Annotated in this window: 17 protein-coding genes; 10 read left to right on the top strand and 7 right to left on the bottom strand. The window is 48.1% G+C overall.

The window, feature by feature from the left end; genetic code table 11:
- Nucleotides 1-31: 31 nt before the first annotated feature.
- The 3 genes from trpS (at nt 32) to tpx (ending at nt 2203) form a co-directional block, all read left to right on the top strand.
- Nucleotides 32-1042, top strand: coding sequence for a tryptophan--tRNA ligase (gene trpS, locus ACTHRE_RS01935; RefSeq protein ID WP_377072835.1), 1011 nt, complete (start codon nt 32-34; stop codon nt 1040-1042).
- Nucleotides 1043-1125: 83 nt separating this feature from the next.
- Nucleotides 1126-1665 (top strand): hypothetical protein, encoded by a 540-nt coding sequence (locus tag ACTHRE_RS01930; RefSeq protein WP_285070137.1) that lies wholly within the window; start codon nt 1126-1128, stop codon nt 1663-1665.
- A gap of 43 nt (nt 1666-1708) precedes the next feature.
- On the top strand, nt 1709-2203 hold the full coding sequence (tpx, locus tag ACTHRE_RS01925) for a thiol peroxidase (protein WP_377072837.1): 495 nt from the start codon (nt 1709-1711) through the stop codon (nt 2201-2203).
- 122 nt (nt 2204-2325) lie between these two features.
- Here the strand turns inward: tpx and ftsH are convergent, their stop codons facing one another.
- Complete coding sequence (gene ftsH, locus ACTHRE_RS01920) at nt 2326-4272, bottom strand: ATP-dependent zinc metalloprotease FtsH (RefSeq protein WP_377072838.1); 1947 nt, start codon at nt 4270-4272, stop codon at nt 2326-2328.
- 70 nt (nt 4273-4342) lie between these two features.
- Nucleotides 4343-4963 carry an RlmE family RNA methyltransferase gene (locus tag ACTHRE_RS01915; protein ID WP_070460733.1) on the bottom strand — a complete coding sequence of 207 codons (621 nt, stop codon included), beginning with the start codon at nt 4961-4963 and terminating at the stop codon, nt 4343-4345.
- 111 nt (nt 4964-5074) lie between these two features.
- Between ACTHRE_RS01915 and yhbY the strand changes: the two genes are divergently transcribed.
- The 7 genes from yhbY (at nt 5075) to mpl (ending at nt 16102) form a co-directional block, all read left to right on the top strand.
- Nucleotides 5075-5362, top strand: a complete 288-nt coding sequence (gene yhbY, locus ACTHRE_RS01910; protein WP_377072840.1) for a ribosome assembly RNA-binding protein YhbY — start codon at nt 5075-5077, stop codon at nt 5360-5362.
- Nucleotides 5363-5587: 225 nt separating this feature from the next.
- Nucleotides 5588-7018 carry a tetratricopeptide repeat protein gene (locus tag ACTHRE_RS01905; RefSeq protein WP_377072842.1) on the top strand — a complete coding sequence of 477 codons (1431 nt, stop codon included), beginning with the start codon at nt 5588-5590 and terminating at the stop codon, nt 7016-7018.
- A gap of 592 nt (nt 7019-7610) precedes the next feature.
- Nucleotides 7611-10274, top strand: coding sequence for a pyruvate dehydrogenase (acetyl-transferring), homodimeric type (gene aceE, locus ACTHRE_RS01900; protein WP_377072844.1), 2664 nt, complete (start codon nt 7611-7613; stop codon nt 10272-10274).
- Between the two features lie 148 nt (nt 10275-10422).
- Complete coding sequence (gene aceF, locus ACTHRE_RS01895) at nt 10423-12030, top strand: dihydrolipoyllysine-residue acetyltransferase (protein ID WP_377072846.1); 1608 nt, start codon at nt 10423-10425, stop codon at nt 12028-12030.
- A 77-nt stretch (nt 12031-12107) separates the two neighbouring features.
- Nucleotides 12108-13892 (top strand): dihydrolipoyl dehydrogenase, encoded by a 1785-nt coding sequence (lpdA, locus tag ACTHRE_RS01890; RefSeq protein WP_070460743.1) that lies wholly within the window; start codon nt 12108-12110, stop codon nt 13890-13892.
- A gap of 89 nt (nt 13893-13981) precedes the next feature.
- Nucleotides 13982-14320, top strand: a complete 339-nt coding sequence (locus ACTHRE_RS01885) for a P-II family nitrogen regulator (RefSeq protein ID WP_003683576.1) — start codon at nt 13982-13984, stop codon at nt 14318-14320.
- A gap of 405 nt (nt 14321-14725) precedes the next feature.
- Complete coding sequence (gene mpl, locus ACTHRE_RS01880) at nt 14726-16102, top strand: UDP-N-acetylmuramate:L-alanyl-gamma-D-glutamyl-meso-diaminopimelate ligase (RefSeq protein ID WP_254342235.1); 1377 nt, start codon at nt 14726-14728, stop codon at nt 16100-16102.
- A 155-nt stretch (nt 16103-16257) separates the two neighbouring features.
- Here mpl and ACTHRE_RS01875 read toward each other — a convergent pair whose 3' ends face one another.
- From ACTHRE_RS01875 to ACTHRE_RS01855, 5 genes are all read right to left on the bottom strand, one after another.
- Nucleotides 16258-19188 (bottom strand): class I SAM-dependent DNA methyltransferase, encoded by a 2931-nt coding sequence (locus ACTHRE_RS01875; RefSeq protein WP_377072850.1) that lies wholly within the window; start codon nt 19186-19188, stop codon nt 16258-16260.
- Between the two features lie 118 nt (nt 19189-19306).
- A complete protein-coding gene (locus ACTHRE_RS01870; RefSeq protein ID WP_003683546.1) occupies nt 19307-19435 on the bottom strand; it encodes a FeoB-associated Cys-rich membrane protein in 129 nt (42 codons plus the stop codon).
- Nucleotides 19432-21300, bottom strand: a complete 1869-nt coding sequence (feoB, locus tag ACTHRE_RS01865; protein ID WP_063069033.1) for a ferrous iron transporter B — start codon at nt 21298-21300, stop codon at nt 19432-19434. Before feoB ends, ACTHRE_RS01870 begins: the two co-directional genes overlap by 4 nt.
- Nucleotides 21301-21327: 27 nt before the next feature.
- Nucleotides 21328-21597 (bottom strand): FeoA family protein, encoded by a 270-nt coding sequence (locus ACTHRE_RS01860; protein WP_377072852.1) that lies wholly within the window; start codon nt 21595-21597, stop codon nt 21328-21330.
- 350 nt (nt 21598-21947) lie between these two features.
- Nucleotides 21948-22217, bottom strand: coding sequence for an HU family DNA-binding protein (locus ACTHRE_RS01855; RefSeq protein ID WP_003683413.1), 270 nt, complete (start codon nt 22215-22217; stop codon nt 21948-21950).
- Nucleotides 22218-22366 lie beyond the last annotated feature (149 nt).

Here is a 22366-nt window from a genome sequence, read left to right as displayed (position 1 = left end):
TCAGACGGCCTTTGTGCCGAAGGATACTTTCATGAGCAAAAAACGAGTTTTAACAGGCGTTACCACAACAGGTATTCCACACTTGGGCAACTATGTCGGAGCCATCCGCCCGGCTATCCGCGCGGCGCAAGATTCCAATACCGAATCATTCCTCTTTTTGGCCGACTATCACGGCATCATCAAATGTCATGAGCCGGAAATGATTCATCAATCTACTCAAGCTGTTGCCGCCACATGGCTCGCCTGCGGACTCAATCCGGAACAGACCACTTTCTACCGTCAAAGCGATATTCCCGAAGTGATGGAGTTGAACTGGATTCTGACCTGTATCACCGCAAAAGGCCTGATGAACCGCGCCCACGCCTATAAAGCCGCAGTACAGGCAAATACCGAAAACGGTCAGGAAGATCCGGATCATGGCGTGGAAATGGGCCTGTACAGCTACCCTATCCTCATGACTGCCGACATCCTGATGTTTAATGCCCATGAAGTACCAGTCGGTCGCGACCAAATCCAACACGTTGAAATGGCACGTGATATTGCCGGTCGCTTTAACCACCGCTTCCAAGAACTCTTCACCCTACCTGAAGTAAAAATCGACGAAAATGTCGAACTCTTGGTCGGCTTAGACGGACGCAAAATGTCCAAATCCTACGGCAATACCATTCCGCTTTGGGAAAATGACAAGAAAACCCAAAAATCGGTGAACAAAATCATCACCAATATGAAAGAACCCGGCGAGCCGAAACAGCCTGATGAAAGCCCTCTGTTTGAAATCTACAAAGCCTTCTCCACGCCATCTGAAACTGCCGAGTTTACACAAATGCTGGCCGAAGGCCTTGCTTGGGGTGAGGCTAAGAAACTCTTGGGTGCAAAGATCAATGCCGAGCTCGCAGAACCGCGCGAGCGCTACAATGAATTGACAGCCAAACCATCTCAAATTGAAGACATTTTGCAGGCCGGCGCACAAAAAGCGCGTAAAGAAGCACGCGAATTGTTGGATAAAGTACGCGATGCAGTAGGTATTCGTCCGGTGAAATAATAATAGTAAGGTCGTCTGAATATTTCAGACGGCCATAATATCGTTTATTATTTGAAATATAATCGTTTTCTAGGGTTTCTCATATGAAAAAAACCTTCCCCCTTATCTTGCTCAGCCTTTCATTGGCTGCCTGCGGCGGTAAATCTGAAGATACTGCAGCCAATGATGCTTCTTCAGGCAAAGCACCCAAGCCTACCTTCAAAGTTAAATATATCGATGAACAAGCCATAGCCGGTTTGGATTTAGGTACAGCTCAAGAAGGCGAAACTAAAGAAGGTAAAAAACAACGTACCTATCCGATTAACGGCATAGAGGGCGGCATCATCAATCTGATTGGCAAGCACCCTACCGACTTAGAAGTCATCAGCGGCCAATGCATGGAAAAAAATGAAAAAGGCGTTTCAGCCGGCTGGTCAGCCAACGGCATCTGCCACACTGTCTTTGCAAAAATGGTGGACAATATTGCCCAAGACGGCAACAAACTGACCGACTATCTGATTTCACACGCTGCTTTGCAGCCTTATACCGAGGGCAAAAGCGGTTATGCCGCCGTACAAAACGGCCGCTATATTTTAGAAATTGACAGCGAAGGCATGTTCTATTTCCGTCGCCGCCATTACTAAACCCCTGACCATCCTATTTTCCCCCTGACACAAGGACTGAATCATGGCTCAAGTTACTTTCCAAGGCTCTCCTATTTCTACAAACGGCAATTTGCCTGCCATCGGCCAAGTTGTACCTGATTTCACATTGGTAGCGGCAGACCTATCTGAAAAATCATTGGCTGACTTTGCAGGCAAACGCAAAGTGCTGAATATTTTCCCTAGCATTGACACCGGCGTATGCGCCCAGTCCGTCCGCACTTTCAACAAACATGCCTCTTCTTTGGATAATACCGTTGTTTTGTGCATTTCTGCCGATTTACCGTTTGCACAAGCCCGTTTCTGCGGCGCAGAAGGTTTGGAAAATGTAGTGACACTTTCCACATTCCGCAGCAGCTTTTCTAACGATTACGGTGTTACACTGACAGAAAGCCCATTACGCGGCCTGACTGCCCGTGCAGTGGTGGTTTTAAATGATCAAAACCAAGTTCTCCACGCTGAGTTGGTTTCTGAAATTGCGAACGAGCCTGACTACGAAGCAGCTTTAGCTGTTTTGTAATTAACCAAATAAAATCAGGCCGTCTGAAGCTTTTCAGACGGCCTTTAGATTATCTTCAAAATAAAAACGGTAGCTTAAAAGCTACCGTTTTCTGTTTCAAACCTTATACAGATTTATCTGTTTTATCTGCCTGCTTCCACTGAATCAGTATTCTGAACCTCATTTTGCTCAACAGGTTCAGCAGCTTCAGCAACAGGCGCTTCAGGCTCTTCTACTTTGTCATCACGGACATTGTGGCTGTAATCTTTAGGCGGGCTAGGTTGTTTACCAGCCATAATTTCCAAAACTTGGTCTCGATCGATGGTTTCCCAATCCATCAGTGCTTTGCACATGGTTTCCATCTTATCGCGATTTTCATCCAAGATTTTGTAAGCCACTTGGTATTGCTCATCCAAAATACGGCGGATTTCCGCATCGATATCTTGTTGGGTTTTCTCGGAAATATTTTGAGAACGGGTTACGCTGCGACCCAAGAATACTTCACCTTCGTTCTCAGCATAAACCATCACACCCATTTTGTCGCTCATACCATAACGCGTTACCATCTCGCGTGCCATTTGAGTTGCACGCTCAAAGTCGTTAGATGCGCCGGTAGAAATACGGCCGACAAAAATATCCTCAGCAATACGGCCACCAAACAAGATTGAGAGCTGGCTCAGCATTTGGTCTTTGTACATACTGATACGGTCACGCTCAGGCAGCTGCCAAGTCAAACCCAATGCACGACCACGAGGCATAATGGTTACTTTGTGAACCGGATCGGTAAACGGCAGGCTTTCCGCTACGATTGCATGACCGGCCTCATGATAGGCTGTCGCACGTTTTTCATCTTCGTGCATTACCATGCTGCGACGCTCCGGACCCATGTAGATTTTGTCTTTCGCATCTTCAAAGTCGCTTTGATCGACTTTAACTTTATTACGACGGCCGGCAAACAAAGCTGCTTCATTGACCAAGTTTGCCAAATCCGCACCTGAAAAACCCGGTGTACCGCGTGCTAAAGAAGTCAAATCTACAGATGCATCCAAAGGCACTTTTTTAGCGTGAACTTTCAAGATTTGCTCACGGCCACGAATATCAGGCAACGGAACAACGACTTGACGGTCAAAACGGCCTGGACGCTGCAACGCAGGGTCAAGTACATCAGGACGGTTGGTTGCTGCGATCACAATAACGGTTTGGTTACTTTCAAAACCATCCATTTCAACCAACAATTGGTTCAATGTTTGCTCACGCTCATCATTACCACCGCCCAAACCGGCACCACGCTGACGGCCAACCGCATCAATTTCATCGATAAAGATGATACATGGCGCGTTTTTCTTAGCCTGCTCGAACATATCGCGGACACGGCTCGCACCGACACCGACAAACATTTCTACGAAGTCAGAACCTGAAATACTGAAGAATGGCACACCGGCTTCACCAGCAATCGCTTTAGCCAGTAATGTTTTACCCGTACCAGGGCTACCGGCCAACAAAATACCGCGCGGTACACGACCACCCAGGCTTTGGTAACGGTTAGGCGATTTCAGGTAATCCACGATTTCTTGTACTTCTTCTTTTGCCTCATCACAACCTGCAACATCGGCAAAAGTCACTTTATTGGAATCTTTGTCCAACAAACGTGCACGGCTCTTACCAAAAGAGAATGCGCCGCCTTTACCGCCACCGCCGCTTTGCATGCGCATGAAGTAGAACCATGCACCGATCAACAACAAAACAGGCAGCAGGCTGTAAAACAGACTGGCCAGCATGCTTGGTTTTTCTTCCGGAGTCACTTTGACGCGTACTTTGTTGTCCAACAGTGTTTTAACCAAGTTGTCATCCAAAGGCGCATTGGTATAGAAGGCAGTTTTATCGGTGCGCTCACCTTTAATCAGATAGCCGCTGACAACAGATCCTTCAATATTGACATTGGATACTTCGCCACTATTAACTTGCTGAATAAATTGAGAATATTCGATTTGCTGTTTATCTTCCTGCTTATCGCTGAGTGCATTGAATGCTGCTAAAAGCATAGCACCACCCACTACCCAGACTAATATGTTTTTAATGGTATTCCCCACTGAACAGGCTCCATGGTTACAAAATAAATAAAATCAAGGGAAAGAATTTTAAAGCACCCACCCTACATTGTCAGCGTTTATTTTTACCTAATAGGTAAATCTCACTGGAACGATTGCGGGAAGCATCCGGCTTTCGAGTTTGTACACTGGCAAAAATTTCACGCATAGCCGCCGTATACTCTTGATAACCCGCGCCTTGAAACACCTTCACTAAAAAACTGCCTCCGGTTTTCAAATGTTGGGAGGCAAAATCCAAGGCCAGTTCACACAAATAAAAACTGCGTGCCTGGTCTGTTACGGCATTGCCTGACATATTGGGTGCCATATCACAGATTACAAGGTCTAGCGGACGATTATCCAATAAAGCTTCAAACTGCTCCAAAACAGCATCTTCCCTAAAGTCGCCCTGAATAAACGACACACCTTCAATAGCTTCCATTGGCAAAATATCCAAAGCAAACACTGCCCCAGTTTTACCGACCAGCTTGGCCGCAACCTGTGACCAACTTCCCGGCGCGCTGCCCAAATCCGCCAAAACCGTACCTGGTTTGATTAATTTGTCTTTTTGATTGATTTCCAATAACTTATAAGCCGCTCTGGCACGATATCCGTCCTTTTGTGCCATATGGACATAATGATCGTTGACGTGCTCATGCAGCCATGCTTTTGAAGATTTTGAGCGTACAGCCATCTTGATTTGAAATGCTTAAGTTAAAATCAGCATTGTACGTTATTTCCCCCGTAAATGTTCTAAATCGCGTACAATATAGCCATTATTCTTTTGAATTGGATACTTATTAATATGAGCGACAACAAATTAAGCACCAAAGAAATTTTGGCCTTGAAAGCCCAAGCACACCACCTCCACCCTGTCGTTATGGTTGGCCAACAAGGCTTGACCGACTCAGTCATCAAAGAAGCCGATGCCGCATTGACAGCGCACGAATTGATTAAAGTCCGTGTTTTTGGCGATGATCGTGCTGAACGTATTGAAATTTGCAATGCCCTGTGTGAAACACTGGGTGCTCAACTGGTGCAACATATTGGCAAATTACTTGTTTTGTGGCGTAAGAAACCGGACGACGAATAATTTAAACTGAATAAACAGCAGAAGTATTTTCTCGACCCACTTTAATCATATCCTTCTGTTGTATTTATGCAGTACGAAATGATTTATTCCATTATTCTAAGCATCAAAATACAAATACGGTTGTCTGTTTTTGTAAATAACCTCAAAATTACAAAATCATAACGGCCGCACTCTGTCGGCCGATTATTTTATTCTTAATCCTTCGCAAAATATAAAAGCAAACCGATGAATGCTCAACAATATGAAGAATCTTTTCTTCTAGCAGAAAAATTGATCACTCAAGACCCTCCTGACTTTGCACGAGCCATCCCATTGCTCTGCGAGGCAGCAGAAGCCGGGCATGTTGAGGCTGCATTTCAACTGGCAGGATACCTGATCGAACACCACGAAAATGCTCAAGATTTAGCAATTGCAGTTGAATATTTAAAGCAAGCTGCAAGAGCTGGTCATCCATACGCCCGCTATAATCTTCTCCAGTTACAAGAAAATAATGGAATAGAAATAGAAAAACTCATTGCAGCCTATCAAGAGCTTGCTGAAGAAGGATTAGCCCCAGCACAACTACGCCTCATGCGTTTATATGCAGATAATGGCAATGACCAAGAAGCAGTCAAATGGGCATTGAAAGCTGCCGAACAGCAAAATCCTCAGGCGCAATACTTCTTAGCCCAACATTACCAATATTCCAGCTCTTCTGATTTGGAATATTCCCATAAACTTTATCAGAAATCCGCTGCACAGGGATTTATTGCAGCACACTGGCAACTCGGTCTCCAATACAAATTGGGGCAAGGTGTCGCACAAAATCCTGAAAAAGCAATCGAACATTTACGTATTGCCGCCGATTACGACATTGTTCCAGCGCAAACTTCTCTTGCGGAACTCTTAGCCGCATCAAATCCTGCTGAAGCATTGGAATGGTTTGAAAAAGCTGCCGCACAAGGTGACAGCAATGCGAATGTAGCACTTGCCGAAATCTATCTGCTAGGCAAAAACACCGAACGAGACCCTCAGAAGGCCTATCAGCACGCTAAATTTGCTGCTGATCAAAATGATCCGGAAGGTTTGCGCCTTTTAGGTGATATCTATCGCTACGGATTGGGACGAGCAGTTGATGCTGACACCGCACGCCAATATTATCAACGCTCGGCTGATTTAGGTAATCTTGCCGCTTACCAAAAACTTCTGTCTGACAGCGCATTGAATAACCAGCAAAACTATGAGCTAACCAAAGAAATCGCCCTCCAACGTCAGGAAGCCGAGCGTCTGTACAAGCTGGCATTTGCAGCGCACTATGGCTTAAAACGCAAACAGAATTACGCTGAAGCACTGGAGTTATACCATCAGTCCGCAGAACGTGGACACAGTAAATCCCAAACCAATCTAGGTATGATGTATTACTGCGGACAAGGCGTACCTGTCGACTACGCCCAAGCTGCAAAATGGTTTGAAGCAGCGGCCAAACAAAGAGACACGATGGCTCAATATAATCTTGCCTGCCTGTATTATCACGGCATGGGTGTAAAAAAAGACATCAACAATGCTTGCTTCTGGTTGCAAGAAGCCATCCAACATGGACATGAACAGCAAGACGTTCTCAAAGAGCTTCTGACTCAATGGAAGCAATTCTCTCAAAAAGGCTCTACTGATAATTAGAGGCCGTCTGAAATTCTAACTTCCTACATAAATGACATGTCAGCGCTAAAGTAGCCTGTACATGTCATTTTTTTCATTTACCCTTCCTCAACAATCGCCATCTTCAAATCCCATTTCTCCTTAATCTCTTTAGAGTCTTCAGACGGCCTATTCTCTTTGTAAAAAACCAGATAATCTAAATTTAATTTTCTATTTACAACAAAATTTGAAAAATATTTTTCGTATTCGAATAAACTTTCTCAAATATCTGATGCTTTTTTACTGTATCCACTCAATATCTCGATTTAAAAACAAGCTACATAACTCTTTTAAAAAATCTTAATTTCAACCTCTAAATCCTATCAATATCTACAGCACAATTTGCCAGTTTGCCCAATTACTGATAGCATTTGCAGGTTAGCTGGTTTGTAAAAAGTTCAATTCTTTCTGATTTTTTATCAACGGTTATAACGTATTGATAATATTTCAGTAATTAAAACTTTTTTCGAATTTAACTCTAGGAATTTTCGTTTTAAACTCACATCTGTTCGCAAACGAAAATATCGGAGTAATACTCCGTCATTGAAAAACACTCAACACAAGGATAGATATTATGTCCACCCAATTACACGATGTTGACCCAATTGAAACCAAAGAATGGTTAGACGCGTTAAGCTCTGTTTTAGAATATGAAGGTAGCGAACGCGCCCAATACCTGCTGGAAAGTTTGGTCAAATACAGCCGTGACAAAGGCATCCGTATGCCTCACGGCACCACTACTCCATATTTGAACACCGTTTCCGTAGAAGACGAAAAAGGCATCCCTGGCGACCAAAACATCGAACACCGCATCCGTGCATTCGTTCGTTGGAACGCTGCCGCTATCGTTTTGCGCGCAGGTAAAAAAGATTTGGAATTGGGTGGACATATTGCATCTTTCCAATCAGCCGCCACTATGTACGAAGTCGGCTTCAACCACTTCTGGAAAGCTAAAGGCGAAGGCGAAGAAGGCGATCTGGTATTCTTCCAAGGCCACGTTGCCCCTGGTATCTACGCACGCGCTTTCGTTGAAGGCCGTCTGACTGAAGACCAATTGAACAACTTCCGTCAAGAAGTTGCCGGTCATGGCCTGCCTTCCTATCCTCACCCTCACCTGTTGCCTGACTTCTGGCAATTCCCAACCGTATCTATGGGTCTTGGCCCATTGATGGCGATTTACCAAGCCCGTTTCCTGAAATACTTGGAATCTCGCGGCCTGGCTAAAACCAAAGGCCGTAAAGTATGGGTATTCTGTGGCGACGGCGAAATGGATGAACCTGAAAGCCAAGGTGCTATTGCTCTGGCTTCACGCGAAGGCTTGGATAACCTGGTATTCGTCATCAACTGTAACCTGCAACGTTTGGACGGTCCAGTACGCGGTAACGGCAAAATCATTCAAGAGCTGGAAGGCAACTTTGCCGGCGCCGGCTGGAATGTTGTGAAAGTCGTCTGGGGTCGTCGTTGGGACCGCCTCTTGGCAAAAGACAAAGATGGCATCCTGCGCAAACGTATGGAAGAGTGCTTGGACGGTGACTACCAAACTTACAAATCCAAAGACGGTGCATACGTTCGCGAACACTTCTTCAATACACCTGAACTGAAAGCATTGGTCGCCGATATGACTGATGACGAAATTTGGGCATTGAACCGCGGTGGTCATGACCCTCAAAAAGTCTACAACGCTTACGACCGCGCTGCGAATCACGCTAACGGCAAACCTACTGTAATCTTGGCAAAAACCATTAAAGGTTACGGTATGGGTGCATCCGGCGAAGGTCAAAACGTTGCCCACCAAGCCAAAAAAATGGACAAAGCGTCTCTGAAACAATTCCGTGACCGCTTTGACATTCCTGTAACTGACGAGCAAATCGACAGTGGCGACCTGCCTTACCTGACTTTTGCTCCTGACAGCGAAGAATACAAATACCTGCACGCACGTCGCGAATCTTTGGGTGGCTACCTGCCTCAACGCAACCCTACCCAAGACGTTCTGGAAGTGCCTGAACTGTCAGCATTTGATGCCCAACTGAAATCCAGCGGTGACCGTGAATTCTCCACCACCATGGCTTTCGTACGCATCCTGTCTACTTTGCTGAAAGACAAAAAAATCGGCAAACGCGTTGTACCTATCGTTCCTGACGAAAGCCGTACTTTCGGTATGGAAGGTATGTTCCGCCAATACGGCATTTGGAACCCTAAAGGCCAACAATACACCCCTCAAGATAAAGACCAACTGATGTTCTACAAAGAATCCGTCGACGGTCAAATCTTGCAAGAAGGTATTAACGAGCCAGGCGCAATGGCTGACTGGATCGCGGCTGCAACCAGCTACGCCAACAGCAACTTTGCGATGATTCCTTTCTACATCTACTACTCTATGTTCGGTTTCCAACGTATCGGCGACTTGGCATGGGCTGCCGGCGATATGCACGCACGCGGCTTCCTGTTGGGTGGTACTGCCGGCCGTACAACGCTGAATGGTGAAGGTCTGCAACACGAAGACGGCCACAGCCATATTCAAGCAGATTTGATTCCAAATTGTGTTTCTTACGATCCAACATTCCAATACGAAGTAGCCGTTATCGTTCAAGACGGTCTGCGCCGTATGTATGCCAATAACGAAGACGTGTTCTACTACATCACCCTAATGAACGAGAACTACGCTCACCCGGATATGCCTGAAGGCGCAGAAGAAAACATCCTGAAAGGTATGTATCTGCTGAAAGCCAGCGGCAAAGGCGACAAGAAAGTTCAATTGATGGGTTCCGGTACTATCCTGCAAGAAGTAATTGCCGGTGCCGAATTGTTGAAAGCCGACTTCGGCGTAGAAGCAGACATCTGGTCTTGCCCATCATTCAACCAGCTGCACCGCGATGCCATCGAAGTGGAACGCTTCAATCGTCTGAACCCATTGGAAACTGCAAAAGTACCGTTTGTTACTTCTCAACTGCAAGGTCATGACGGCCCAGTGATTGCCGCTACCGACTATATCCGCAGCTACGCTGACCGCATCCGTGCCTATATCCCTAACGACTACCACGTCTTGGGTACTGACGGCTTCGGTCGCTCCGACAGCCGTGCCAACCTGCGCAGCTTCTTCGAAGTTGACCGCTACAACGTTGCCGTTGCTGCATTGAGCGCATTGGCCGAACAAGGCAAAGTCAGCAAAGAAACCGTTCAACAAGCCATTGAAAAATATGGTATTAAAGCCGATTCAGCTCCTAGCTGGAAACGCTAATTGATGTTTCAGACGACCTGTTTGCTTCATTCAGACATCAGGCCGTCTGAAAACCGAATGCTTGAATGGTTTGAACAAACAAACTGTACCGATGCCGTGTGAAACAGTTTTCAGACGGCATCAAACTGAAAATATTAAAGGAACTCAAATGAGTATCGTAGAAATCAAAGTCCCTGATATCGGCGGTCATGAAAACGTCGACATCATCGCCGTAGAAGTTAAAGTAGGCGACACTATTGCCGTTGACGACACCCTGATTACTTTGGAAACCGACAAAGCCACTATGGACGTACCTGCTGATGCAGCCGGCGTCGTGAAAGAAGTTAAAGTTAAAGTGGGCGATAAAATCTCTGAAGGCGGCGTTATTCTGACCGTTGAAACCGGTGCTGCCGCTGCTGATGCCGCTCCGACCCCTGCAGCAGAAGCTCCTGCTGCTCCAGCTGCTGCGCCTGCAGCCGCTCCTGCCGGTGGTGCTACTGTACAAGTTGTTGTACCTGATATCGGCGGCCACTCTGACGTAGACGTTATTGCCGTTGAAATTAAAGTTGGCGACACTGTTGCCGTTGACGACACCCTGATTACGTTGGAAACCGACAAAGCCACCATGGACGTACCATGTACCGAAGCCGGTGTGGTTAAAGCCGTATTTGTAAAAGTTGGCGACAAAGTATCCGAAGGTTCTGCCATTATCGAAGTAGAAACTGCCGGCTCTGCCGCAGCGGCTCCTGCTCCTGCCGCTCAAGGTGCCGCACCTGCACCTGCTGCAGCTCCGGCTCCTGCTGCACCAGCCGCTGCACCTGCACCGGTTGCTCCTGCTGCTGCAAAAATCGATGAAGCTGCATTTGCCAAAGCTCATGCCGGTCCTTCTGCACGTAAACTGGCGCGCGAATTGGGCGTAGATTTGGGCCAAGTCAAAGGTACCGGTCTGAAAGGCCGTATCATGGGCGAAGACGTTAAAGCCTTCGTTAAATCCGTTATGCAAAGCGGTGCTGGCAAACCTGCAGCTGCCTCTTTGGGCGGTGGTCTGGACTTGTTGCCATGGCCTAAAGTTGACTTCTCAAAATTCGGCAGCGTCGAAGTTAAAGAACTGTCTCGCATTAAGAAAATCTCCGGTCAAAACCTGTCTCGCAACTGGGTTGTGATTCCTCACGTTACCGTACACGAAGAAGCGGACATGACCGAATTGGAAGAATTCCGCAAACAACTGAACAAAGAATGGGAACGTGAAGGCGTGAAATTGTCCCCATTGGCGTTCATCATTAAAGCCTCTGTTGCTGCGCTGAAAGCCTTCCCTGAATTCAATGCCTCTTTGGATGGCGACAACTTGGTGCTGAAAAACTACTTCAACATCGGTTTCGCAGCAGACACGCCAAACGGCTTGGTTGTTCCAGTAATCAAAGACGTGGATCAAAAAGGCTTGAAACAAATCAGCCAAGAGCTGACCGAATTGTCTAAAAAAGCCCGCGAAGGCAAGCTCAAACCGCAAGAAATGCAAGGCGCATGCTTTACTATTTCCAGCTTGGGCGGTATCGGCGGCACAGGCTTCACGCCGATCGTGAATGCTCCTGAAGTTGCTATCTTGGGTGTGTGCAAATCCCAAATCAAACCGGTTTGGAACGGCAAAGAATTCGCTCCTCGCCTGATGTGCCCATTGAGCCTGTCCTTCGACCACCGCGTCATCGACGGTGCCGCCGGTATGCGCTTCACCGTATTCCTGGCTAACCTGTTGAAAGACTTCCGCCGCATTACTCTGTAATCCGAGCATTTTCAGACGGCCTTTTTACTCAGGCCGTCTGAAAAAAGAAGTCCGAACATCATTCAGAAAGATTAGACATGAGCTTAGTTGAATTAAAAGTGCCAGACATTGGCGGTCACGAAAATGTAGATATTATTGCGGTTGAAGTAAATGTAGGCGACACCATTGCCGTGGACGATACCCTGATTACTTTGGAAACCGATAAAGCCACTATGGACGTACCTGCCGAAGTTGCAGGTGTCGTTAAAGAAGTTAAAGTTAAAGTGGGTGACAAAATCTCCGAAGGCGGCTTGATTGCAGTCGTTGAAGCCGAAGGTGCGGCTGCCGCTCCTAAAGCCGAAGCACCAGCTGCTCCTGCACAAGAAGCGCCTAAAGCTGCTGCTCCAGCTCCTCAAGCTGCACAATTTGGCGGTTCTGCCGATGCTGAATACGATGTGGTCGTATTGGGTGGCGGCCCTGGCGGTTATTCCGCTGCATTTGCCGCTGCTGACGAAGGCTTGAAAGTTGCCATCGTCGAGCGTTACAAAACTTTGGGCGGCGTTTGCTTGAACGTCGGCTGTATCCCTTCAAAAGCTCTGTTGCACAATGCTGCCGTTATCGATGAAGTACGCCACTTGGCTGCCAACGGTATCAAATACCCTGAGCCTGAACTCGATATCGACATGCTGCGCGGCTACAAAGACGGCGTGGTTTCCCGCTTGACTACCGGTTTGGCCGGTATGGCGAAAGGCCGCAAAGTAGACATTATCCAAGGTGACGGCCAATTCTTAGATCCGCGCCACTTGGAAGTTTCGCTGACGACCAGCGAAGTGTACGAACAAGCTACGCCTACCGGTGAGAAAAAAATCGTTGCCTTCAAAAACTGTATCATCGCAGCAGGCAGCCGCGTAACCAAACTGCCTTTCATCCCTGAAGATCCACGCATCATCGATTCCAGCGGCGCTTTGGCTCTGAAAGAAGTACCGGGCAAACTGCTGATTATCGGCGGCGGTATTATCGGTCTTGAAATGGGTACGGTTTACAGCACGCTGGGTTCTCGCCTGGATGTGGTTGAAATGATGGACGGCCTGATGCAAGGCGCAGACCGCGACTTGGTTAAAGTATGGCAAAAACAAAACGAATACCGTTTTGACAACATCATGATTAACACCAAAACTGTTGCTGTTGAGCCTAAAGAAGACGGCGTTTACGTTACCTTCGAAGGTGCAAATGCGCCTAAAGAACCACAACGTTACGATGCCGTACTGGTAGCTGCCGGTCGTGCGCCTAACGGCAAACTCATCAGCGCTGAGAAAGCTGGTGTTGCTGTAACTGATCGCGGCTTCATCGAAGTGGACAAACAAATGCGCACCAATGTGCCGCACATCTACGCCATCGGCGATATCGTCGGTCAACCGATGTTGGCACACAAAGCCGTTCACGAAGGCCACGTTGCCGCTGAAAACTGTGCCGGCCACAAAGCCTACTTCGACGCGCGCGTTATTCCGGGCGTTGCCTACACTTCTCCTGAGGTGGCATGGGTTGGCGAAACCGAGTTGTCTGCCAAAGCCTCCGGCCGCAAAATCACCAAAGCCAACTTCCCATGGGCTGCTTCCGGCCGTGCGATTGCCAACGGTTGCGACAATGGTTTCACCAAGCTGATTTTTGATGCTGAAACCGGCCGCATCATCGGCGGCGGTATCGTTGGTCCTAACGGTGGCGATATGATCGGCGAAGTCTGCTTGGCGATTGAAATGGGCTGTGATGCAGCCGATATCGGTAAAACCATCCACCCACACCCAACCCTGGGCGAATCCATCGGTATGGCTGCGGAAGTGGCATTGGGCGTATGTACCGACCTGCCTGCTCAGAAAAAGAAATAAGTTCACTCAAATAAAATTTGAACGAACTTGATGGAACAAAGGCCGTCTGAATGTTTCAGACGGCCTTTTCGCAAATAAGGAGACTCAATATGAAAAAAATCGAAGCCATTATCAAACCTTTCAAACTCGACGATGTACGCGAAATCCTGACTGAAATCGGCATTACCGGCATGACTGTCAGCGAAGTCAAAGGTTTCGGCCGCCAAAAAGGCCATACGGAAATTTATCGCGGCGCGGAATACGCAGTCGATTTTCTTCCTAAAGTGAAAATCGAATTGGTATTGGCTGACGATAAAGTCGATCAAGCTGTTGATGCCATCTTGGAAACCGCGCATTCTGGCAAAATCGGTGACGGTAAAATCTTTATTTATCCGGTTGAAGAAGCTATCCGTATCCGTACCGGTGAACGCTCGGAAGCAGCGCTTTAATAGAAATCGCAAAATACAGAATACAAATGCCGTCTGAAAATAAGTCGTAGCGTGGTTTGCTCAGGACTTATTTTTCAAACGGCATTAATTGAATCCCCCCCCATTCTCTAAAGTCTATCCAAGTAAACCTATTATCGAAAACTTCACGCTATCAAGCATGGAGGAGTTCGAGGCAATGCTTCACCTGACCTTCGTGAACAACTTTACCGTATCAAATAACTCTTTCCAAAGCAGGGCTAACCCCAATCCCATACTTGCAAAACCTCAACGCCCTCCTTTTAAAATCAATTCTTCGCATTTTTTCCTATTCTTGTTGTTGCCTAACTTTTCAGACGACCCCTTTCTTTATCCAAACTCCGTTATAATGACGGCTTTAAAATTAATTTATCCAAAGACAGTCTTATCATGAAACACATCCACATTATCGGTATCGGCGGCACATTTATGGGCGGCGTAGCGGCTATTGCCAAAGAAGCAGGTTTTAAAGTCAGCGGTTGCGACGCAAAGATGTATCCGCCGATGAGCACCCAGCTTGAAGCCTTGGGCATAGACGTACATGAAGGTTTTGATGCCGCTCAATTGGACGAATTTAAAGCCGATATTTACGTTATCGGTAATGTTGCCAAACGCGGCATGGATGTGATTGAAGCCATTTTGAATAAAGGCCTGCCTTACATTTCCGGCCCGCAATGGCTTGCTGAAAACGTATTACACCATCATTGGGTACTCGGTGTAGCCGGAACACACGGCAAAACGACCACAGCCTCCATGCTGGCATGGGTCTTAGAATATGCCGGCCTTGCACCGGGCTTCCTCATCGGCGGCGTACCGGAAAACTTCAGCGTTTCCGCCCGCCTGCCGCAAACGCCGCGCCAAGACCCGAACAGCAAATCGCCGTTTTTCGTTATCGAAGCCGATGAATACGATACCGCCTTTTTTGACAAACGCTCCAAATTCGTACACTACCGTCCGCGTACCGCCATTTTGAACAATCTGGAATTTGATCACGCCGATATTTTTGCCGATTTGGGCGCCATTCAAACCCAATTCCATCATTTGGTACGCACCGTGCCGTCTGAAGGCCTCATCGTCTGCAACGGCCAGCAGCAAAGCCTGCAAGATACTCTAGACAAAGGCTGCTGGACGCCCGTAGAGAAATTCGGTACCGAACAAGGCTGGCAGGTTGGTACCGTCCATGCCGACGGCTCGTTTGATGTACGCCATCACGGCGAAACGGTCGGACACGTCGCTTGGGAACTGATGGGCGAACACAACCGCATGAACGCCCTCGCCGTTATCTCTGCCGCGCGTCATGCCGGAGTCGATATTCAGACGGCCTGCGAAGCTTTGAGTGCATTTAAAAACGTCAAACGCCGTATGGAAATCAAAGGTACAGTAAACGGCATCACTGTTTACGACGACTTTGCCCACCATCCGACCGCCATCGAAACCACCATCGAAGGCTTACGTCAGCGCGTCGGTAACGCACGCATCCTCGCCGTCCTCGAGCCACGTTCCAACACCATGAAGCTCGGCACCATGAAAGCCGCCCTGCCCGCAAGCTTAAACGATGCAGACCAAGTATTCTGCTACGCCGGCGGCGTGGACTGGGACGTCGCCGAAGCCCTCGCACCTTTAGGCGGCAAGCTGCATGTGGGCAAAGACTTCGATGCCTTTGTTGCCGAAATCGTGAAAAATGCCGAAGCAGGCGACCATATTTTGGTCATGAGCAATGGCGGTTTCGGCGGAATACACGGAAAGCTGCTGGAAGCGTTGAAATAAAGGTTTGTTGAAAATTTTGAATGATTGAGGCCGTCTGAAAACCGGAATTTGGTTTTCAGACGGCCTTTTGGTTGTGAAGTAATGAGATGGGGAAAAACCGATATTTCCGGCGAATCAGGTTTGGTTATAAACCAAGCCGGATTTGCCGTTTGCCTTTATTTGGATTTTTTGGGCGGCTTGGTATTTTGGCTTTCTATTGCCTTTCGGTATAGGTCAAACAGAAAGGTGACGCGTTCTGCCTCATCGTCAGTGTTTTTGCCTTTTTTGTAGCCGTAGGCTTTATCTACTGCTTTGTCGAGGGTGGCGTGTGCTTTGACGAGGTCGGGATAGCCTGCGTCGGACGCATAAAGTTCGGCGAGCGTAGGGGGAGGCAGATCGTTAGCAAGCGCATCGGCACGGTATTTCTCGCGAGTGTCAAGGATGGCTTGGGCGGCAGCTTCGATGGCGGAACGGAGGGGATTGTTTTCAGACGGCCTTGGCGTTTCGCCTTTTTTGCCCGAAGCTTCCTGACAGGCAGTTTCGTCATCGTTGGGTTTACGGCAGCTTTCTGGGAAGGGAAAGTTGTTGTACACAATTAAACTGGAATAGCTGTAATCGCTTTTCAGACGGCCTGAAACAGTACGCATAAAGGCATTATGCATGGTGGAGCAGAGAATGCCAAAGTGGTAAAGAGTGGCATTAGGTAACATGAATAGCTTATCTCCGGCAATAGTTTGGGAATCCAAATAGCCGATGGGAATGAAACGGCGATTTTCAGAAGATACTTTAGGGATGGCAAGATAATTGCCGTCTGAAATATTGCGTAATTGCTGGAAAAGCCAAGGAGTCATAGCATCTTTTTGAGTTTGCTTATCTTTACTAGCCTCACGCATGGCTTTGACTGCCTGAATACGGGCTTGGACTTGAGGCATCTGTTTCAGGTCGTGGTTGCGTTTGACATCAGGTACGCCGTTAAACCAAATGCACCAACGTTCGATACCATTAAGGAATTCGTTACCCATCGAGAAGGCACGGATGTAGTTTGCCGCCAATGGTTCGGTAGCAATCAAGGCTTCTTTTTCATCGGTGGAAAGGATAAGGTTGCCGCCTTCGGTAGGCTTGCCTCCACTAACCATTTCAATTTCTCCGCTGATTTGGGTTTTGCGCTTGGCAATAATCAAATCGGGCGCATCAATCAGATAAGGATTGATGTTGGCTACGGCGTGTTTTTGGGGTTCACCTTTGATGTCGGGATAGTCGTAGAGGTATTTGGGCAGAGCGGGATTTGCCGAAGCGTTTGCGCCGCCGTTTTCAGACGACGTTTGCGGTTTGCGGCTAAAGCCGACGATGATGCAATGGACGGCGGCTTTGCCTGCGGCTTGGCTCGTCCATTGGAAGGTACGGTGGGCAAAGTTGATTTCGATGCCTTGGTTCAAAAGGCTGCCCCAGAGGATTTCGACCTGCTGGCCTTGGCAGATGGAATTGGTGGAGACAAATGCCGTCTGAACTTGGGAATTCTGCGCCATGATGCCGGCGGCTTTGACATACCAGTTGCAGACGTAATCCAACAGGCCGTAGCCTTTGATATGGCCGCAAATGCTTTCGAGGTCGTTTTTCTGCTCTTTAGTTTGGTAGGTCGAGCCGATAAAGGGCGGATTGCCGAAGATGTAGTCTGCCGCCTGCCAAGGTGTGCGGAGGCTGTTGGCGTGGATGATTTCGGCGGCGTCTTCGAGCGGCAGCGTATGGCAGGCGACTTCGCCGTCGAAGCGGATTTGCGTGCGGATGTTGCATTGGTGGTTTTTGAGCCACATGGCGGTACGGGCGATAAGGACGGCAAATTCGTCTATTTCGATGCCGTGGAATTGTTTCAGACGGCATTGGACGGACGGGCTGTCGAATAAGCCGCCTGCTTTGTCTTTGAGCGCTTCGGCGATGATGTCGTCTTCAAGGGCGCGGATGCGGTCGTAGGCAACGATAAGGAAATTGCCACAGCCGCAGGCCGGGTCTAGGAACTGCAGGTTTTGGATTTTTTGGTAGAAGGCGGCGAGTTTTTTGGCTTTGTCGCGTTTGAGGGCTTTGACGGCTTCAAATTCGGCGCGCAGGTTTTCTAAAAAGAGGCCGTTGATGACTTTGTCGATGTTGGCGGCTTCGGTGTAGTGTGCGCCTGCTTCGCGCCGCTCTTGCGCGTCCATGACGGATTGGAAGAGCGTGCCGAAGATTTCTGGACTGATGTTGCGCCAGTCGAAATTGCCGCAGTCGATTAAGGCGCGGTGCTGCTTGGCAGTGAAGTCGAAAGTGCGCAGGCGTTCTTTGAAAAGGCCGCCGTTGACGTATTCGAAACCTTTAAATTTTTCGCTTTGGGTCTTGCTGCGCTTTTGGTCGGGTGTGTTGAGAAATTCAAAGAGTTGATTGAGCTTGTCGCCGAGCGTATCGGCTTCTTTGCAGCTTTCTAAAAAGTCTTGAAAGAGGTAGTTGCGCTGGAAAACGGCGCTGTCATCGGCAAAAAAGAGGAAAAGCAGGCGCGTGATGAAGAGCCTGAGTTCGTGTTCTTCGTAAATGCCCTCTTCCTGCAAGGCATCGTGCAGTCTGCCAATGGCCGTCGCCGCTTGAATGTTGGCTTCTTCTTGAATTTGGCGAACTTTGGCTTCGATGCCGAACATAAAGTCAAAAACGCCGCGCGTAATGTATTCGGGCAATGCTCCCAACGGGAATTGCCATTGGTTTTCTACGCCTTCTTTAGGCTCGCGACGATAAAGGTGGAAATGGGCAAAATCGCTGACAGCGTAATATTCAGGTAATGCAGACGGCTTGGTGCGCTCGATTTCCTGCAAATAACGCTCCGCCTGTTCTTTGGCTTTGGCTAGGTTTTTGTTGGCGGATTTGTGTTCTGCCAGGAAGATGCCTTCCCAAAAGACATCGACAAATTGGGTGTTGTTGCTCGGGTCTTTAACGGCATATTCGAAGTGAACGACGTTTTTGCGGTCAATGCCGAAAATCGCAAAAAATTCATTCCAAAAAGTGTCTTTTTCACGGCGTTCGTCGGTTTGGTTTTTATAGTGGTCGGCGAAATTTTGTGCAGCGCTTTGGAGTTGGAGCAGGGTTTTCATGACTTTATGGAATGAATGTATTGTGTAAATGGATGGGGCGTTATTATAACGGTTTGCGTTAAAAAGGTCGTCTGAAACTTCTTTTCAGACGACCTTTCTTCTTTCTGGTTATCAATATTTAACCGCAACCGCCACATTTGCCGCAGCCGCTGCTGCAGTCGCGTTTTTTCGGTTTGAACACGAATTTTCGCAAGAGGAAGAATACGCAGGCGAGCATAATCAAGCCGACGATAATATATTGAGTCATGACGATAGTATCCTTGAAGAAAGTTGGTAAACCACGAATGCGGCAAAATAAGCCATCAGGAACAAATAGCCTGTAATCATAAGCATATTTTTCGTGGATTTGGTTTCGCGTCTAATCACGGTCAAAGTCGCGGCACACATCGGAGCATACACATACCAAGCCAAGAAGGCAAAGGCGGTCGGCAAGCCCCAGTTGTTGTGTATGATGGGAATCAGTGCGTTTTGTACGGCATCTTCAGACGATGCGCTGACGGCATAAACGGTACCCAATGCGGCAACGACCACTTCGCGCGCGGCAATACCCGGAATCATGGCGATACACATTTCCCAAGTAAAGCCTAAAGGTGCAAAAAACGGCTGAATAGCATGACCAAGCGTACCTGCCAAGCTGTAATCGATGGCGGCACCGGTTGCGCCTTCAGGCGGTTGCGGCCAGCTTACCAAGCCCCACAGAACCACGGCCAATGCAAAAATAATGGTACCCGCGCGTTTCAGGAAGGCTTTTACCCTATCCCACAAGCTGGTCATGATGTGTTTGAAGTTAGGCGTACGGAAAGTCGGCAATTCCATCAAAAGTGGGAATTGTTGCACATTGCCTTTCATCCGCGCCAAGCGTTTCATGATATACGCCGCCAATGCAGCCGACAGAATGCCTACGATATAAAGAATAAACAATGTCAGGCCTTGCAGGTTGAAAATCCCACCCACTGTACGGTCAGGAATAACAGCGGCGATAATCAGCGCATACACCGGCAAACGTGCGGAACAAGTCAGCAACGGCGCAACCGCGATGGTAACAAGGCGTTCGCGCGGGTCGTTAATGGTACGCGCCGACATCACGGCAGGAACGGCACAGGCAAAGCTGGACAAAAGGGGAATAAACGAACGGCCGGACAAACCGCTTTTTGCCATGATGTTATCCAGCAGGAAGGCTGCACGCGGCAGATAGCCTGAATCTTCCAATAGCAGGATAAAGGCAAACAAAATCGTAATCTGCGGCAGGAACACCAACACGCTGCCCAAACCGGCAATGACGCCGTTGACGAGCAAGTCGCTGAGGATGCCCGGCTCCATGTTGGCGCCTATCCATTCGCCCAGCGCGGTAAAGCCACCTTCGATGGCGTCCATAATCGGCGCCGCCCAAGTGTATACCGCTTGGAACACCATAAACAGGATCACCAGCAGCATAATCATGCCCCAGACGGGGTGCAGCACGATGTCGTCGAGTTTTTTGTGCCATGCGGGCAGCGTCATCTGGGTGCGTACCACTTGTGCCAAAATCGATTCGACTTCTTGATAAAGTTTGTCGCTATCCAGCGCATCGAGCGTGCGTTCGGCAGAGGCGGGGTTTGCGGGGAAAGAGCGTTTGCGCGGCAGCTTCGCCACGGCTTCGCGTACAGCCTGTACACCCGACGCGCTCACTGCAACTGTTTCCAAAACAGGTGCATCCAACAACTCGCTCAGTTTGGCCGCGTCGATATTCAAGCCCCTTTTGCGGGCCACGTCGCTCAAATTCAGCGACACCACCATAGGCAGTCCCAGCGTTTTCAGTTCCAAAATCATGCGCAGGGTCATACGCAGGTTGGTCGCGTCGGCAACGGCAATAATGGCATCGGGCGGAATGCCCATCTTGCCTACCATTACATCTTTCGCCACCGCTTCGTCGGGGCTGGTCGTGCGTAGGCTGTATGTGCCCGGCAGGTCGATAATGCGGACGGCCTCGTCGTCGAGGAAGGCGCCCTCGCGCTTATCGACAGTTACGCCCGGATAATTGGCAACCTTGGCATGTGAGCCGGTCAAACCGTTGAACAAAACGGTTTTGCCGCAGTTTGGCGCGCCAATCAAGGCAAAATAGCTTAGTTCCATCATTTTTCCTTATTCTTTCAGACGGCCTTAAACGGCCTCAACGATACGACACATAATCTTCCCGGCCTCTTCCGAACGCAGGGAAAATTGGGATTGATTGCCCAAGCGTACTGCAAACGGTCCTCTTCCAAAACCGCCCACGGCAATCACTTGCAACGGCATTCCGCTGGAAAAACCCAAATCCGCAAGACGACGGGTTACCAAGGTATCCAAATCACCAAAAACAGGGTTGGGAGCAATGGAATCAATATGTACGACTGCGCCTTTTTTAAGGCGCGACAAAGGAATGGTAGACATAAGCCTCTCTTTTCATTTGTTTTAAAAGTAGATTATTAAAAAAACGTGAGAAGAATGACGAATGTGTGGCACATTTAAAAGGTTGGTTATGAGTGGCTATTTGCCCCTTCTTTCAATAAGTGCGGTTTGTTTTAAGTATTGTTATTTTCTTTGCTAATGATAAATCTTATTAATGTAAAAATCAAATGTAACAAGATAAACTAAAAAAGCTGAAATCCTTTTATCATTAGGATTTCAGCCTTTTTATACACTCAACAAACTAAAGGCCGTCTAAAAGGTTTCAGACGGCCTTCAAAATAAAAAACCGAATCAAATCGGTTTTTTATTCCCATTCAGGGAAAGACTCTAAATTACAGAGCGTCTTTCAATGCTTTACCGGCACGGAATTTAGGAGTTTTAGCAGCAGCAATAGTCAAAGGCTCGCCAGTTTTAGGGTTGCGGCCTTGACGTTCGGCGCGTTCGCCGACGTAGAAAGTACCGAAACCGACCAGAGTAACAGTGTCGCCGTTTTTCAACGCGTTGGTTACGGCATTAGTAGTAGCATCCAAAGCTTTTTGCGCAGCAGATTTGGAAATGCCGGCTTCTTGAGCAATTGCTTCGATCAATTCAGACTTATTCACAATTAGTCCCTTCCTATCGTAAAAAATGATGAAATGCCCGAATACTCGGGTCTTAAGCACTTTTAAAGCACATACGCACTTTATAGCAATTCTGAAATTATCATGTCAAGTAAAAAATGTGGAATTGCCCTATTTTTGGGGCATTCAGG

It is taken from the genome of Neisseria sp. P0001.S007, from assembly GCF_051963655.1.
GTDB classification, from domain to species: domain Bacteria; phylum Pseudomonadota; class Gammaproteobacteria; order Burkholderiales; family Neisseriaceae; genus Neisseria; species Neisseria subflava_A.
This window is presented reverse-complemented; position numbering and strand designations above follow the sequence as displayed.